This is a genomic window from Microcoleus sp. PH2017_34_RAT_O_A (assembly GCF_020737885.1).
In the GTDB taxonomy this organism is placed as follows: Bacteria; Cyanobacteriota; Cyanobacteriia; order Cyanobacteriales; family Microcoleaceae; genus Microcoleus.
Map to the genome: position 1 here is coordinate 51,472 of NZ_JAEQDD010000022.1, position 15,360 is coordinate 66,831.

The window sequence follows — 15,360 nt, forward strand, 5'->3', positions numbered from 1 at the left end:
TAGTTGTTAGTTGTTAGTTGTCATTAGGTAAGAGTTGCTAACTTAAGAATCATCAAGGACTAATTTAGTAATCCTAATGTTCGGGAACTCTTGCGTGATAGCAGTTGTGACCAATGACCAATGACCAATGACCAATGACCAATGACCAATGACCAATGTCCGATGCCCGATGCCCGATGCCCGATGCCCAATGACCAATAACCAATAACCAATAACCAATAACCAATAAGAAAGGAGAAAAAACCGATGACGATGACACCGATGAAAGCTCCGCCTCTGGTTTCGCTGCAAAACCCTAAAGATGTGTCGATCGACCAGATAGAGGCAGAACTGAGTAAAATCTGGGAAAGTTACAGAGAATCAGGATCGAAGGGCGATTTTCCGATCGCGACTAGGGCAGCAACTTTTACTTTTGTCGTGTACGAACCGGAAGAAACCCAGCAATTATTGGCGGATCTGGGATTTTATGACGGGCCTGTCGATGGTATTAGCGGGCCGATGACGGCATCTAGCATCAGGGCTGCTCAAAAAGCTTACGGAATGCCGAGAAGTGGCAAACCTAGCGCTGAATTGCTGGCGATGTTGCGCGAAGAAGTGGCTCGCAAAAATGCCAAGGGAGAGCTTTTGGGTTCGAGTGGCTTGGGTTCCGGGGGTTCGGGGGTGGCTGATGCGATCGTAGCTGCGAATCCCTGCCGGATTATTGCTCTGTGCCCGACGGCGGGAGAAGATACGGGCGTGCAGGCTCAAGTGGCTGCTTACTGTCCGGTGCACAAGCGCGGCAGCGGCAATCTGATCTGCTGCGAGTATATTACGCTGCGGGGTACGGAAGCTGCTCTGGAACGGGTGAGCGCGATCGTGACAGCGCTGACGATCGCGGATTTGCCGACTTTGTTATGGTGGAAAGCGAATCCCGATGCCGATCGAGGTTTGTTCCAGCGGCTGGCGGCAACTAGCAGTTCTGTGATTATCGACTCTAGCAGTTTTGCCGAGTCTGAAGCGGAATTGCTGTTGATGCAAAGTCTGATCGAGGAAGGAATTCCGATCGCGGATTTGAATTGGCGCAGGCTGGCGGCGTGGCAGGAGTTGGCTGCCGAGGCCTTCGATCCGCCGGAACGTAGGGCGGCAATTCGGGAGATCGATCGAGTGACGATCGATTACGAACAAGGCAATTCTACTCAAGCGCTGATGTATTTGGGCTGGCTGGCGAGCCGGCTTCAGTGGCGTCCGGTTGCTTTCAAGCAAGAAGAGGGCGATTACCAAATTAAGCGCATTAAATTCGCAGGTGCGGACGAACGGGTTGTAGAAGCCGAGTTAGCTGCGATTCCGATTGCCGATACGGGCGATGTCCCCGGCGATTTAATTGCTCTGCGTTTAAATTCTACGAACGAGAAAGCGGCCTGCGGTACGGTTCTGTGTTCGGAAACGGGGGGCTGTATGCGGATGGAAATGAAGGGAGGCGCTCAAACCGATCGATTTAACCAGGTGACTCCTCTGTTCGATCAGGTGACGGAACAGTTGCTGGGCCAGCACTTGCAGAGTTGGGGCCGGGATATGCTGTACGAGGAAAGTTTGGCGGTGACGGCTCAAATGCTGAAGTTGGCTAAGAGGTAAAGAGAAGTTCGGCAACGGATGCAAGTAACGGATGTAACGGATGTAACGGATAGAATAAGGAAGAAGGAATTGAGTTAATATAAAGTAGAGCAGGCAATGTCTGCTCTACTTTATATTCTTCTTTCTTTCTTCGCGTTCTTCGTGTCTTCGCGGTTCGTTAAAGCATTATTTAATAGATGAGAGAGCTACACTCATAACTTTATCAACTATCTGTTTTCAGTATTTATTGTAACTAACTAGAACTATGGCTTTAGTAATTGCTGGCGAACGAAGCGGGGCAGGAAAGACTACTGTAACGATCGCCCTTTTAGCTTATTTAATCCGCCGCGGCTTGAACGTGCAATCTTTTAAGGTCGGCCCTGACTACATTGACCCGATGTTTCATGCTTTTGTGACTGGCCGCCCCTGTCGGAATTTAGACCCGGTTTTAACGTCTGAATCTTATGTAAAAAAGTGTTTTTCCCGCCACATTCAAGATGTCGATTGTGCTTTGGTTGAAGGGGTAATGGGTTTATTTGATGGGGTTTCTCCAAAGAAGGAAGAAGGAAGAAGGAAGAGGGAAGAGGGAAGAGAGAAGAGGGAAGAAGAACAAAATTATCCTATTTCCTTTGCTTCTACGGCTCATGTTGCTTATTTGTTGAATTTGCCGATATTGTTTGTGATAGATTGCAGCCGGCTTTCTGGTTCTGTGGCTGCGATCGCCCACGGTTTTCGTTCTTTTAACCCAAATCTTAAGTTCGCGGGTTTGGTGCTCAATCGGGTGGCGAGCGATCGACATTTGGATCTGCTGACAGATGCTCTGGAACCGCTCAATTTACCGATTTTAGGAGTTTTGCGTAGGGATGAGGCTGTGACGATTCCCGATCGGCATTTGGGTTTGATTCCGGCCGAGGAGTTGCCGCATCTTCACGGTGCGATCGATAAATTGGCTGATTTGGCTGCTGTTAGTTTTGACTGGGAGCAACTTTTACCTTTATTGGCTGCAACTCCTCATGGGGGGGGTGAGGGGTCTGAGCAACTTTTGGGTAGATACAGTCTCCCTTACTCAATTGTAACTAAAAAAGATGATGTTGTCAACTGTTTGGAAAAAAAGTTTTCGGTGAGGATTGCAGTTGCGCGCGATCGGGCTTTTAATTTTTACTATCAGGACAATCTTGATTTGCTGGAAGAGTTGGGCGCCGAGTTGGTATTTTGGAGTCCGTTGGATGACTCGGTTTTTCCTGAGAATGTGCAGGGGTTGTATTTTGGCGGTGGTTTTCCCGAAGTGTTTGCTGGGGAATTAAGCGGTAATGTTTTAATTCGGGATGCTGTCAGAAGTGCGATTTTTTCGGGAATGCCGACTTATGCGGAGTGCGGCGGTTTGATGTACTTGTGCGATTCGATTGTAGACTTCGACGGGAATTCTTGGCAAGGAGTGGGAGTTTTGCCGGCTGTGGCTGCGATGGGAAAGCGTTTGACTCTGGGATATCGAGAAGCTGTGGCGGTGGGAGATAGTTTGGTGTTAACTGCGGGGGATGTGGTTTGGGGACATGAGTTTCATCGATCGCATTTAACAGTGGAACCAACTAATCCAATTTATCACAGTTGGAGGTACGGCAAACGGGGAGAAGTTGAGGCGGTTGCTGAAGGTTGGGGGGTTTATGGGGTGCACGCTGCTTATTTGCATTTGCACTGGGGTGCGAACCCTGATATTGCGGTTCGTTTTTTGCAGCAGTGTTCTAATTTTGATTGTAAGGGTGTTTTGGGCGATCGAGTGAATTAGATTTTTTTAACCGCAGAGGGCGCAGAGGGCGCAGAGAAGAGAGATAGAGGAGTATTTGTATTATGTTTTTGATGAAATGAGGAGGAGGTGTTGGGATTTATGAGTACATCAGTTTCAACTAAGCAGTTGTTGGCGAAATGGGTGACGCCGGAGAATTTTCGGAGTTACGGTCAAGTTATTTCTGCGAGTTTTGATGGCAAGTCTTTTGATGATGAGGATGCTAAGTTAAATTTGCAAAATGGCATTCCTAGATTTTACATTATGCGGTTGCACGAGAAGGGTCGCAAGTTTGGTAAAATTACGCGGCACGTTGAATGTACTCAGTGTTTGGGTTCTCTGGATGGGAAGGATTGGTTGATGGCGGTTGCACCTCCTGGGGATAGCAATCGACCTAGTTTACACGATATTGCTGCTTTTCGGATTCCGGGTGATTGTTTTATTAAGTTAGAAGTCGGGACTTGGCACGCGGGGCCTTATTTTGATGCGGATTTTGTGGATTTTTATAATCTGGAGTTGAGGGATACTAATGTGGTTGACCATTTTAGCTTTGATTTGGTGAAGCATCACAATCTGGAGTTTGAGATTGTCTGATTTTGGTGATTTGTCGTTGCGCTTTCTTCCTGGTGATTATTTTTCGTTATGGGTTGTTTTTTTGAGTAAGATTTTTTGACCGCAGAGGGCGCAGAGGGCACAGAGGAAGAGATGGAAGAGAAAGAAATAAATAGGATGTGTGAACAAAAGTATAGCATGGTTCTGCGCCGATGTCGTTTGTTGGGTGCGGGCGATCGCGAAACGGTGGATATTGCGATCGATGATGATACAATAGTTGCGGTATCGCCGCGCATATCAGGAATGGGCGAACAGGAAATCGACATTCAAGGCAATTTAGTTAGTCCTCCGTTTGTGGAGTCGCACATTCATCTCGATTCTGCTTTGACTGCGGGGAACCGCGATGGAATCAAAGCGGCACTTTGTTTGAGGGAATTCAAATTTGGGGTGAACGCAAGCAAGGTTTAACTCTGGATGATGTCAAAAAACGGGCGATTGAAACTTTAAGGCTGCAAGCGTCTCAAGGGATTTTGTTTGTCAGGAGTCACGCTGATGTTAGCGAACCGACGCTGACTGCTTTGCAAGGACTTTTGGAAGTTCGAGAAGAAGTCAAAGATTGGATGACTTTGCAAGTTGTGGCTTTTCCCCAAGACGGGATTTATGGGAGTCCTGGAAACGACAAACTTTTAGATAAATCTCTGGATATGGGTGCGGATGCTGTGGGCGGGATTCCGCATTACGAGTTGACACGGGAAGATGGAGTAAAATCGGTTCACCGCATATTTGAACTTGCAGAAAAATACAATAAATTAATTGATATCCACTGCGATGAAATCGATGACGAACAGTCGAGATTTTTGGAAGTTGTAGCAGCTTGTGCGATTAGAACAGGTGCGGGTTCGCGGGTGACTGCTAGCCACACGACGGCTTTCGGTTCTTACAATAATGCCTATGCGTTTAAGCTGATGGGAATTTTGCAAAAATCGCACATCAATTTTATTGCCAATCCTTTGATTAATATCACATTGCAAGGCCGCGCGGATACTTATCCGAAACGTCGCGGAGTGACGCGGGTTAAGGAGTTATGGCAGCATGGTTTGAATGTCAGTTTTGGACACGACTGCGTGCAAGATCCGTGGTACAGTTTGGGTACTGGGAATATGTTGGATGTGGCTCACATGGCGGTTCATGTTTGTCAGATGACGGGAATGTCTGAGATAAAAGCTTGTTTTGATATGGTGACTGGAAGCGGTGCTAAAACTTTAAATGTGGGAGATGAAAGTTATGGCATAGATGTGGGGAAACCTGCCAACTTAATTGTGTTAGATTCTGATAGCTGTTACGATGCTATTAGGAGACGTGCGACGGTTCTGTATGTGATTTCGCGGGGAAAGTTGCTGGCTGAAACTCTACCACCTAAAATTTGTTTTCATGGTATTTGACAAATAATATCTAAAAATGTTAAATTATGAGTCAAGGTGCTATTCCCGACGAGAGTCCGAGAAACTTGCAAGAGCAACTGATCCTCGAAGATGCTAAGGCTGGTAATTGTAGATCTATTCAGGGCGGGCCTGACGATATACTAGGAGATGTCTCTAGACTTGTTGCCATATACGGAGGCAATCCCGAAGACTGGTACAAAATAACTAGCATTCAGGCTTTTGCAATTAATGGAGCTTCCGTACAAGTACACTGGTTTGAAAATAAGCAAATTTTACAACAAGTTGAATTAAAATTCAAACGACAATATCCTAAAACAGCATCTAAGAATTTATAGGTAGACAAGTTATGAGAGTTCGCTGTATTGCTAATACTGGAAAACACTTACCGGAAAATTATATCGATCCGGCAAGAGGCTATACTCAAAAAATTGAATTGCCGTTGACTGTTGGCAAGGAATATGTGGTTTATGCTATTCGATTATGGCAGGGAATAGTTTGGTATTATATTTGTGATGATAATTACAGCTATTATCCCATACAGACTCCTGCACCGCTGTTTGAAGTAGTTGATAACCGAGTTTCTAAGTATTGGAGGTTTATGCTTAACCCGAATGGGGTGTTGAGGTTCGTGTTTGAACAGTGGTTAAACGATTCTTGTTTTTATGATAAGCTAACGGATCAGGAAGAGGCGGAGGTTGAGATTTTTGATAAGGTTAAGGAATTGATGGATGCTGAGGATTTTGATTTACCTCCGCTGGATTTGGCTGTTGAGAAGTTGCGGGAAACTGTCACTGTTTGAGTTGAGAAAGAGTGAAAGTCAATTTAGTCTTTTCCCTTTGACTCACATACTTTTTTGAGCGATGACATCTGAAACTGTTACACTATGAATCAAGGTGCTATTCCCGATGAGGAACCGAGAAATTTACCGGAGCAATTGCTGCTGCAAGATGCTAAGGTTGGTAATTGCATAGTAATTCATTGCGGTACAGATAAACTGCTGGGGGATGCACCGAGACTTGTTGCTCTTTATGGCGGTAATTCTGAAGATTGGGATAAGATGACAAGTATTGAGGCTTTTGAAGTTAATGGATATTCTGTACAAGTTCATTGGTTTCGGAACAGTCAGACTTTTCAAGAGGTGGAGTTCAAGTTCAAGCGACAGTATCCTAAAACAGCACCTAAAAATATGTAGGTAATCAAGTTATGAAAATTCGTTGTATTGCTAAGACTGGTGTATCTCTCCCTGAAAATTATATAGATCCCCCACGCGGTTACATCAGAACAGTTGAGTTATCACTAACTATAGGCAAGGAATATGTTGTTTACGCTATCCGAGAATGGAAAGGAACTATTTGGTACTATATCTGCGACGATAATTACAGCTATTATCCCATCCATAATCCGGCACCGATGTTTGAAGTGGTTGACAAAAGGGTTTCTAAGTATTGGCAGTTTGAACTTTCGCCTAATGGGTTGTTAATGATAGCTTTTGAACAGTGGTTTACTGACCCTTATTTTTATGATAAGCTAACGGATCAGGAAGAGGCGGAGGTTGAGATTTTTGATAAGGTTAAGGAATTGATGGATGCTGAGGATTTTGATTTGCCTCCGCTGGATGTGGCTGTTGAGAAGTTGCGGGAAACTGTCACTGTTTGAGTTGGAAAAGTGCGATAGTCAATTGATTTTGTTGACCAGCTTGACTTAGATAGCTTGAAATGGTATCAAATGTAAAGCAGCAGAAAATTGTGAAATAAAATGGACGAAATACTTAAATTCTATAGAAGCATCTATAGAAGGTATGAGGCACTAGACGGCGATGATGTTTTGTTATTGGGTAAAGCTACTTTTACGGTTCGCCGATTTAAAGAGCTAGCCTCCAGTAAGTTTAACAAGATAATGAATCAGGATTATGTAGCAGAAACTAACCAACGTGAGAAGGGGATAATTCAGTTGATGCAATATCTATTGATTGATGAAGAAACAAAAATTATGGGGATTATAAACTGGAAATCGCCTCAAGAAGGAATCGATTGTCAAGTTCTAAAAAATGGTTCCAAGAGTTGGCAAAAAGGAAAAATTCAAATAGAAATTAATAAAAGTTCGCAGTCTTGTAAAAAACAGGTATGTATAATTTTTTTTCCCGATCGCCCAACTGAACCTATATCGCCTTTAGATGATATCAGACAATCTGAGGAATACAAAAAACTGCTCGAAAATAACTGACAGCCCGATCGCCCTTACAATACAATAATCGATCGCACTCCAACGCTAGCCAGAAAAAAAATGACTAATATAGAAGAATACGTCGATCGCACCGCCGAACTGATAAACTTACCCTTAGACCCAGAACATCGTCCCGGCGTTGTGGTAAACTTCGAGAGGATAGCAGCGATCGCCCGACTCGTTACAGAATTCCCCTTACCCCCAGAAATCGAAGCTGCACCAGTGTTTGAACCTTAGATTTTTTACCGCCGATGAACGCAGATGAAGCCAAATTTTTAGCAGGAGCGGATGCAGTCGCTACAGCATCCGCTGTTAAAAGTGGTAAAATTGCAGCGACAGCGGTTGTAAATGCTGCTTTAGAACGAATTGCCGATCGAGATAAAACACTCAATTGCTTTACTGCCATCACCGCAGAAAGTGCGATCGCAGCAGCCGAAAAGATAGATAATGCGATCGCGCGCAACGAAAACCCAGGCCCTTTAGCAGGCGTTCCCTTCGCGGTCAAAAACTTGTTCGATGTCAGCGGAATTACCACTCTAGCAGGGTCAAAAATCAACGCTGACAACCCTCCGGCGAGCCAAGACGCGGCGGGGGTCGCCCGACTCAGACAAGCCGGGGCTGTGCTTGTAGGCACGCTCAACATGGATGAGTACGCCTACGGTTTCGTCACGGAAAACAGCCACTACGGGCCAACTCGCAATCCCCGCGATACTGCGCGCATCGCCGGCGGTTCTAGCGGCGGTTCCGCAGCAGCAGTCGCCGCCGGTTTAGTTCCCTTCACCCTCGGTTCCGATACTAACGGTTCCATCCGCGTACCCGCTGCTTTGTGCGGTGTGTTTGGCTTTAAGCCTACTTACGGCCGTTTGTCAAGGGCCGGTGCTTTTTTGTTTTCGAGTAGTTTGGATTGCGTGGGGCCGTTCGGGCGATCGCTCCGAGACATCGCGCTACTGTATGATATCCTGCAAGGCCCAGATTCTCGCGATCCAGTTTGCACTCAACGCCCGCCAGAACTTACCTCGCCACAGTTAAATACAGGAATTGAAGGATTGCGAATTGCTGTTGCTGACGGCTATTTCGCTACTGGGGCCGAACCGGAAGCTATGGATGCTGTAGAAATAGTTGCCCGAGCCTTGACAAATGTCTTGAATTGTGGTATTGAGACGGAAACAACAACAACAAACCCCCGAAAAATCGGGGGGCTTGCAACTGTCGGCATACCGGAATCCGATCGCGCGAGGGCGGCAGCGTTTATAATAACTGCTTGCGAGGGTGGAAACTTGCATTTGGAGAATTTGCGATCGCGCCCTCAAGACTTCGATCCGGCAACGCGCGATCGTTTTTTGGCTGGAACCCTGATTCCTGCGACATGGTACGTGCAAGCGCAGAGATTCAGACAGTGGTATCGCGATCGCATTCGCGAAATATTCCAACATACAGATATCATTCTCGCACCCGCCACGCCGATCGCAGCTCCTGAAATTGGCGTCGAGAAAATGGTCATCGCCGGACAAGAAACAAGAGTGCGTCCTAATCTGGGACTGTTCACCCAACCCCTATCATTTATAGGCTTGCCGGTGCTTTGCGTGCCCGTACAGCGGCCCGGCGCTTTGCCCTTGGGGGTACAAATTATTGGTGCTCCCTACAGCGAAGCGGTGATTCTCCGAGTCGCTGCGGTACTAGAATCGCAAGGCATTATATGTGCCGAATCAATTTAGTCCTAGTTCTAGGGTTTGTTGTTGCGGTGGAAGCGTCTCTTAGTCCTTCTAGCAATAGCTTTGCGCTTCTGCTTTTCGAGGGGGGTTTCAAAGTGGCGGTGCTTTCTCATGTCGGGAAAAATTCCCGCTTTGGAAACTTGTCGCTTAAACCGTCGTAGGGCTGACTCAATCCCTTCATTTTCGCCGATTACAACTTGGGTCATTCTTTCTCCTTTGGTTCGTTAGATCAAGTTTTATCATATCAAGATTTCTGGCGGCGCGACCTGTTGGATGTCGGGCGATCGACCAAAACCCCAAAATTATACCAGAAAATAGGTTCTTCATTCAGTTGATAGTTGACAATTGACAGTTGACAGTTAATTGACAGTTGACTACTGACCAACTGACCAACTGACCAACGTATCCGCTCAATAAATCGGGGTAAATCGCTCAATGATGAGCGTTAAATATCGCAAAATCGTTCCAAACGCAGTACTCTACCCCGAGCTATTGAGCGGATACTGACCAACTGTCAACTGTCAACTGTCAACTGTCAACTGACCAACTGATTTTCCTGGCGCAGGTAAGCTTGAATAAACGGCTCTAATTCGCCGTTCATCACATCTAAGACGGCAGTTGTTTCCACTCCAGTCCGCAAATCCTTGACCATTTGATAGGGGTGAAACACGTAGTTGCGAATTTGGTTGCCCCAAGCCGCCTCTACCATATCGCCGCGAATCTCGGCAATTTCGGCGGCGCGCTGTTCCCTAGCAACCACCAACAGCCTAGCTTTGAGTAAGGCGAGAGCTTTTTCTTTATTTTGCAACTGACTGCGTTCTTCGGTACAGCGGACGGCTAAACCAGTCGGAAGGTGAACGATGCGGACAGCCGTTTCTACCTTGTTAACATTTTGTCCGCCCTTGCCGCCTGCGCGAGAAGTCGTGACTTCCAAATCTTTTTCTGGAATATCCAGTTTAACGGATCGATCGAGCACCGGCATCACTTCAACGCCCGCAAAACTTGTTTGACGCTTGTCATTAGCGTTAAACGGCGAAATTCTCACCAAACGGTGAGTACCTTTTTCCGACCTCATGTAGCCGTAGGCGTAGCGGCCGACAATTTCCAAAGACGCAGATTTCACGCCTGCTTCCTCTCCCTCAGAAATCTCGGTTAAATGTACCTTGTAACCCTGACTTTCACCCCAGCGGGTGTACATCCGCAGCAGCATTTCGGCCCAATCTTGAGCATCTGTACCGCCGGCCCCGGCGTTAATTGTCAAAACCGCGCCGCCTTCGTCGTAGGGCCCAGAGAGTAATTGTTGCAGTTCCCACTGGTCAAGTTCGCGGGTTAATTGGGAAAGACTCGATGAGGCTTCTTGGAACAGGGACTCGTCTGCGTCTAACTCCAGCAGTTCTAAAATAGCTCTAGCGTCTTCTAGGCTAGTCTGCCAGCCGTGGTATTGGTCTAAATGAGATTTGAAGTCATTCAGTTCTTGGAGGGTTCCTTGAGCTTGTTCTTGGTCGTCCCAGAATGCCGGTTGGGCGCAGATTTGCTCTAAATCTTGGATTTTGGCTGTGAGTGCGGGGATGTCAAAGATAGTCCTGGGTGGTACCCAGTCGATCGGACAATGTTTCAATATCGTGTTTGATGTCTAGAACTTCCACTGTGAGTTCTCCTAGTTTTGTGGTGTCTTGTCGATTTTAGCTGAAATTGGGTTCAATCTGTGCAAATCAATTTTTCAGCAGCAGACCAGCTTTGATGAATGGGTCAATCTTGCCGTCGAGTACCTCGGCGACGGCTGTTGTTTCGATTCCTGTACGGAAATCCAGAACTTTGTCCTGGTTTGCGCTGTCGCTGGCAAATTGATATTCTCGAATTGGTTGGTTGAGGAATGTTTTTAGCCGATCGCACTGAATGTCTGCAAGCTGCTGAACTCCTTGCCTTTGCATAATAGCAAACAGTTTGCTCTTGAGAACCGCCAAAGCCTTGTCTTTATTTTGCATTTGAGTGCGACATCCGTCACAAATGGCAGAAATACCAGTAGGAATATGCACAATTTTCACCCATGCTTTGGTTCCGTTAGTATTCTGATTGAGATTGGGTAATATGGCTCTTAAATCCTGCTGTGCAATCTCCAATTGCACGTACATTGGCAAAATTTCCACCGTCGCTGTAGAAGAGAGTCGCATTATGGTAATATTAAAAGGCGATTTCCGTTTAAGTCGGTGTATTCCGGTTTCTGACTTGAGATAGCCGCAAGCGTAACGTCCGTCTATTTCCAAGGTTGTAGAAATAATTCCTATTTCAGGCGCTGGGGAAGATTCAACGTCCGCAACTTGGTAGCCTCGGCTTAGTCCCCACATAATATACATTCTGAGCAACATTTCTGCCCAGTATTGAGCATCGATACCGTTTGTTCCGGCCTTAATTATGAGGTAGGCTCCATTTTTGTCGCAAGGCCCGCTCAAGGATTGCTCTATTTCATACTCTTGGAGAGAGTGGTTTAGTTGAGCTAAATTAGTTTGAAGTTCTTGCTCTAGTTCGTCGTCTGCTTGAAATTCGAGTAACTCCAGTGCTGCTGTAGCATCTGCCAAAATTGTTTGGCACTGGTTGAGTTTTGCCTGATAGGATTGGAGTGCGTCTAGTTCTTGGAGTGGTCGTTCAACTCTGTTGATGCTGTTGCCAGATTCCGGCTGTGCTGCTAGCTGTTGTAACTTTTGGCTTTCGGCGGTTAAGGCTGAGTCAAAGACAGTCTTGTAGGTTGGTTAGTCGATCGCACAAAATTTCGATATTGTGTTTGGTCTCTAGAATTTCCACTGTGATTTCTCCAGCGTTGTGGGTGATTATATTAATCTTAGCTTGTGGCTCACTTGTTGTGCCACAAATACTAAAAAATATTTTTTGACCGCAGGTGAACGCGGATGAACGCGGATGCAAGCGGGAATTGTCAAGGTAATAAAAAACCGCAGCCGGATGTCGATCGCGCTGCGGTTGTTTTTAAGCTAAACTTTCAATGATTAATCGCGACCGTTGAGAGCAATCATCAGGCGCAGAATGAAGATGAACAAGTTGATGTAAGTCAAGTACATCGACAGGGCGGCGGGCAAATACTGGTCGTCGTGGTAGGTGCGAGGTAAGATGTAAAAATCGACGATCGCAGCACCAGCAAATATAAACACGCCGATGCCAGAAATGCCAATTTCCAACCAAGTTGGGGTGTAAACGCCAAACAGCGACAGCAGAAATTGACCGCCAACGACTACTAACAAAGCAATGACACCTAAACTGATAGTCTTGGTGAGGGCCATGCCGTCTGCTTCCGACAAGTTGGAGCCTATTTGGCGGGCGGCGATGAAAGTAATGCCGCAGCCGAGGGCTGCAAAACCGATGCCGCCGATACCGACGCCTTGGGTTCTGAGGGCTGTAAATACCAATCCGCTGAGGGTGTAGCCGGAAAGCAGGCTGTAGGTAGCCAGCAGGGGCAAGGCGGTGTTTTTGTTGTTTTGTTCGGCGGCGGCGCTGGCGACGAAGAACAGAATTAATTCTAGGACGATCGCAGCAATAAACGTGGGAAAGAAGATACCGGGATAGTTGCGGATGACTCCGAGGCCGCCGTAGGTGCCGACAGCAGTTAAGACAAGTCCGCCGCCCACGAAGGGGAGAGCGTTAGCGATGACGTTGGGGCCAACCAGCGCGTGGTTTTTGGCCTCGCGCACGGCTTCGCGGAAGTTGCTGGTGTTACTCACGAGGATGTTACCTAATTTTGGCTGAGATTTGCTATCTATATTTTGACAGCTTTACAGTTTGTTGACAAAACATGAAGTAGTTTAAAGATTTGATAAAGAACGGGGGTGAGATCACTTCCTACCTGGAAGTGATTGTTTATAATCAACGCCGTACCAGTAAATCTCCACCCTGCGGTCGTTGTCGGGGAACGATGTCTGAGACCGTTGTCAGTCGTCGTAGAGCTATAATTGAGGTTAAAGTACCGGTGCTATTGCCGGCGATGGGCAACCTAAAAGTCGATCGCATTGCAAATATATAGCTGAAGTTAATCAATTTGGAATTTGGGATTTACGATTTGGGATTGAGCAGTTTATGATTGAGTCAGGGACTCCCATTGATTTTAGGTTTTTGATTGGTGACTTAGTTGAAACTACAGCCCGGAAATCTGAATCATCTCAACTATAAAATAAATCTTAAATTTTTAAGCGGTTGGGTGGGTTGCGAAAGTGGTCGAGACAGGGTATGTAAAGCAAATTAATCGTGAAAGTATTTAGTTCGATCGACAAAATGCCAAACAGGTAATATCTAATGCCCACCTTTTTTGCTCGCACATTATTCCCACCTGCCGCCGGAATTCTATTGGCGGCAACTACCCTTATTTCCGGCGGTCAAGCTGCCCTTGCAGCTAATGTCAGTGCCGTTTCTACTGCCACTTCATCGCAGGGTTCAGAACATTTGCTGCTGGCTCTGACTGGTCAATCCGCCCAAGGTACAATTTTACCGAGCCCGAACTCGGGAACGGTAAACCGGGCGGCTGGGCCGGTGAAAATTCCTGAGCCTTCAATGCTGGCGGGGTTGGTTTTAGTCGCCGGTTCGCTGGTGATGACTCGCCGGAGAGGGAGAGTTAAACAGGAGAGTTTTGGCAAAAATCAAAGTTTTTAGATTGTTAAGAGTAGATGCAACACAGGGAAGATGCCTGTGCCACAATTCAGGACACAGGGAAGATGCCTGTGCCACGATCCAGGCTAGTGAATCTCGATGTGAACTACCCGACTCTCACCCTATCGGGTAGAGAGCGGGCTTCCAGCTTCAAGGGGAACCGCGTTCGACAAGACCGAAATCTTGCCACCACGACTTACATTCCCTCCACTGGCAGCAGCACTCGTTCCTAATGCCAAAAACCGCAAGGCTTCATCTCTGATATTTTTTGCCGCATTTACGTCGCGATCGTTTCGAGATTTACATTTAGGACAATCCCAATGACGAACATCCAATGGCATCTCAAATACTTTGTGCAGACAATTATTGCAAGTTTTGGAGCTAGGGAAAAATCGCTCAACCTCAATATAGGTTTTCCCATCTTTCTCAGCTTTGTACTTGAGCATTGTTCCGAACATCCCCCAGCCAGCATCGCTAATTGCTTTGGCTAGACAGTGGTTGCGTACCATGCCTTTGACATTTAGATCTTCTACTGCAATGACTTGGTTTTCGTCTACTATCTTGCGGGACAGTTTGTGCAGAAAATCCTCGCGAACACGTTTGATTTTAGAGTGGACTTTAGCCACTAATCTTCTAGCTTTGTTTCTAGTGCTACTTCCTTTCTGTTTACGACTGAGTTTTTGCTGTTTGCGCTTGAGGTTTTTGCTATGTTTCTTGAGGTGACGAGGGTTTTTATACTTACTGCCATCGCTAGTTACACAGAAGTCAATCAAACCTACATCTAAACCAATTGCCTTGCCTTTCGCAGTAGTTTCTACGCTCTTGATGCCATCATCAACCAAGATAGAAGCAAAATACTTTCCATCTGGGTTTTTAGATACGGTAACAGTCTTAACTGTGCCATCAAAAGTGCGATGAACTTTGCAATTCACTTCACCAATGATAGGTAGCTTGATCGACTTTTCGCCAACCTTGACATTCTGAGGATAGCTGACAGATTGCCGACCGTGCTTTGATTTGAAGCTAGGGAATCCAGCTTTTTTCTCAAAGAAGTTTTGGTAGGCAACAGACAGATTTAGCGCAACAACCTGTAGAGATTGCGAGTAAGCCCCTTTCTTCAGCCAAGGATATTCTATTTTTAGCTGAGGTAATAAACCTTGGATCGCACCTCGACTTAGCCCCTTACCCGTAGCCTTGTATGTTTCCTGACTCATATTTAGGCTGTAATTCCACAACCAACGCGAACAGCCGAAAGCACCAGCAAAATACTGCTGCTGTTCGGCTGTCGGATATAGTCGGAACTTGTAAGCCTGATACATTATCATTAACCAAGGTTGCTGATAATATTATAGCTGATATACAAAGAAAATGCAAGGAGTTTGCTCATCTCGTCGCCGAGGAGCCCATCTCTCTA

Annotated in this window: 18 protein-coding genes and 1 pseudogene; 13 read left to right on the forward strand and 6 right to left on the reverse strand. The window is 46.3% G+C overall.

Features of this window, described 5'->3' with window-relative positions; all coding sequences use genetic code 11:
- Positions 1-246 precede the first annotated feature (246 nt).
- The 12 genes from opcA to JGK11_RS10420 all read left to right on the forward strand — a co-directional run bounded on the left by opcA (position 247) and on the right by JGK11_RS10420 (position 9,302).
- A complete protein-coding gene (gene opcA, locus JGK11_RS10370; RefSeq protein ID WP_293174581.1) occupies positions 247-1,611 on the forward strand; it encodes a glucose-6-phosphate dehydrogenase assembly protein OpcA in 1,365 nt (454 codons plus the stop codon).
- Positions 1,612-1,855: 244 nt separating this feature from the next.
- Positions 1,856-3,373 (forward strand): cobyrinate a,c-diamide synthase, encoded by a 1,518-nt coding sequence (locus JGK11_RS10375; protein WP_293189725.1) that lies wholly within the window; start codon positions 1,856-1,858, stop codon positions 3,371-3,373.
- Positions 3,374-3,472: 99 nt separating this feature from the next.
- Positions 3,473-3,964: an ureidoglycolate lyase gene (locus tag JGK11_RS10380; protein ID WP_293211508.1), complete on the forward strand. Its 492-nt coding sequence runs from the start codon at positions 3,473-3,475 to the stop codon at positions 3,962-3,964.
- Between the two features lie 135 nt (positions 3,965-4,099).
- Positions 4,100-4,390 carry a hypothetical protein gene (locus tag JGK11_RS32855; protein WP_325314872.1) on the forward strand — a complete coding sequence of 97 codons (291 nt, stop codon included), beginning with the start codon at positions 4,100-4,102 and terminating at the stop codon, positions 4,388-4,390.
- Positions 4,345-5,364 (forward strand): cytosine deaminase, encoded by a 1,020-nt coding sequence (gene codA, locus JGK11_RS10385; protein ID WP_363319634.1) that lies wholly within the window; start codon positions 4,345-4,347, stop codon positions 5,362-5,364. Before JGK11_RS32855 ends, codA begins: the two co-directional genes overlap by 46 nt.
- Before the next feature lie 26 nt (positions 5,365-5,390).
- Positions 5,391-5,699, forward strand: coding sequence for a hypothetical protein (locus JGK11_RS10390; RefSeq protein WP_293204603.1), 309 nt, complete (start codon positions 5,391-5,393; stop codon positions 5,697-5,699).
- Between the two features lie 11 nt (positions 5,700-5,710).
- A complete protein-coding gene (locus JGK11_RS10395; RefSeq protein ID WP_293211510.1) occupies positions 5,711-6,163 on the forward strand; it encodes a hypothetical protein in 453 nt (150 codons plus the stop codon).
- Between the two features lie 84 nt (positions 6,164-6,247).
- Positions 6,248-6,556, forward strand: coding sequence for a hypothetical protein (locus JGK11_RS10400; protein WP_293204599.1), 309 nt, complete (start codon positions 6,248-6,250; stop codon positions 6,554-6,556).
- Between the two features lie 11 nt (positions 6,557-6,567).
- Entirely contained in the window at positions 6,568-7,020 is a 453-nt protein-coding gene (locus JGK11_RS10405; RefSeq protein ID WP_293211512.1) for a hypothetical protein, read from the forward strand.
- Between the two features lie 99 nt (positions 7,021-7,119).
- Positions 7,120-7,587 carry a KGK domain-containing protein gene (locus tag JGK11_RS10410; RefSeq protein ID WP_293211515.1) on the forward strand — a complete coding sequence of 156 codons (468 nt, stop codon included), beginning with the start codon at positions 7,120-7,122 and terminating at the stop codon, positions 7,585-7,587.
- Positions 7,588-7,647: 60 nt separating this feature from the next.
- Positions 7,648-7,824 carry a DUF4089 domain-containing protein gene (locus tag JGK11_RS10415; RefSeq protein ID WP_293211517.1) on the forward strand — a complete coding sequence of 59 codons (177 nt, stop codon included), beginning with the start codon at positions 7,648-7,650 and terminating at the stop codon, positions 7,822-7,824.
- Between the two features lie 14 nt (positions 7,825-7,838).
- On the forward strand, positions 7,839-9,302 hold the full coding sequence (locus tag JGK11_RS10420; RefSeq protein WP_293211520.1) for an AtzE family amidohydrolase: 1,464 nt from the start codon (positions 7,839-7,841) through the stop codon (positions 9,300-9,302).
- Positions 9,303-9,310: 8 nt separating this feature from the next.
- Here JGK11_RS10420 and rpsU read toward each other — a convergent pair whose 3' ends face one another.
- The 5 genes and pseudogenes from rpsU to JGK11_RS10445 form a co-directional block, all read right to left on the reverse strand.
- Positions 9,311-9,505 (reverse strand): 30S ribosomal protein S21, encoded by a 195-nt coding sequence (gene rpsU / locus JGK11_RS10425; RefSeq protein WP_006632476.1) that lies wholly within the window; start codon positions 9,503-9,505, stop codon positions 9,311-9,313.
- Between the two features lie 329 nt (positions 9,506-9,834).
- Positions 9,835-10,945 (reverse strand): peptide chain release factor 2 gene (gene prfB / locus JGK11_RS10430; RefSeq protein WP_293174547.1). Its coding sequence is split into 2 segments (ribosomal slippage): positions 9,835-10,872 and positions 10,874-10,945, totalling 1,110 coding nucleotides; the frame shifts between segments, so codons are not numbered across the junction.
- Between the two features lie 66 nt (positions 10,946-11,011).
- Positions 11,012-11,470, reverse strand: coding sequence for a peptide chain release factor-like protein (locus tag JGK11_RS10435; protein ID WP_366025133.1), 459 nt, complete (start codon positions 11,468-11,470; stop codon positions 11,012-11,014).
- A pseudogene (locus tag JGK11_RS10440) lies at positions 11,456-12,001 on the reverse strand (PCRF domain-containing protein); the annotation flags it as partial. The pseudogene JGK11_RS10440 and the gene JGK11_RS10435, both read right to left, overlap by 15 nt.
- A gap of 297 nt (positions 12,002-12,298) precedes the next feature.
- A complete protein-coding gene (locus JGK11_RS10445) occupies positions 12,299-13,027 on the reverse strand; it encodes a Bax inhibitor-1 family protein (RefSeq protein ID WP_293174544.1) in 729 nt (242 codons plus the stop codon).
- Positions 13,028-13,595: 568 nt separating this feature from the next.
- Between JGK11_RS10445 and JGK11_RS10450 the strand changes: the two genes are divergently transcribed.
- Positions 13,596-13,949 (forward strand): PEP-CTERM sorting domain-containing protein, encoded by a 354-nt coding sequence (locus tag JGK11_RS10450; RefSeq protein WP_293189731.1) that lies wholly within the window; start codon positions 13,596-13,598, stop codon positions 13,947-13,949.
- A 119-nt stretch (positions 13,950-14,068) separates the two neighbouring features.
- Here the strand turns inward: JGK11_RS10450 and JGK11_RS10455 are convergent, their stop codons facing one another.
- A complete protein-coding gene (locus tag JGK11_RS10455) occupies positions 14,069-15,265 on the reverse strand; it encodes an RNA-guided endonuclease TnpB family protein (RefSeq protein ID WP_293174981.1) in 1,197 nt (398 codons plus the stop codon).
- Between the last annotated feature and the right edge of the window lie 95 nt (positions 15,266-15,360).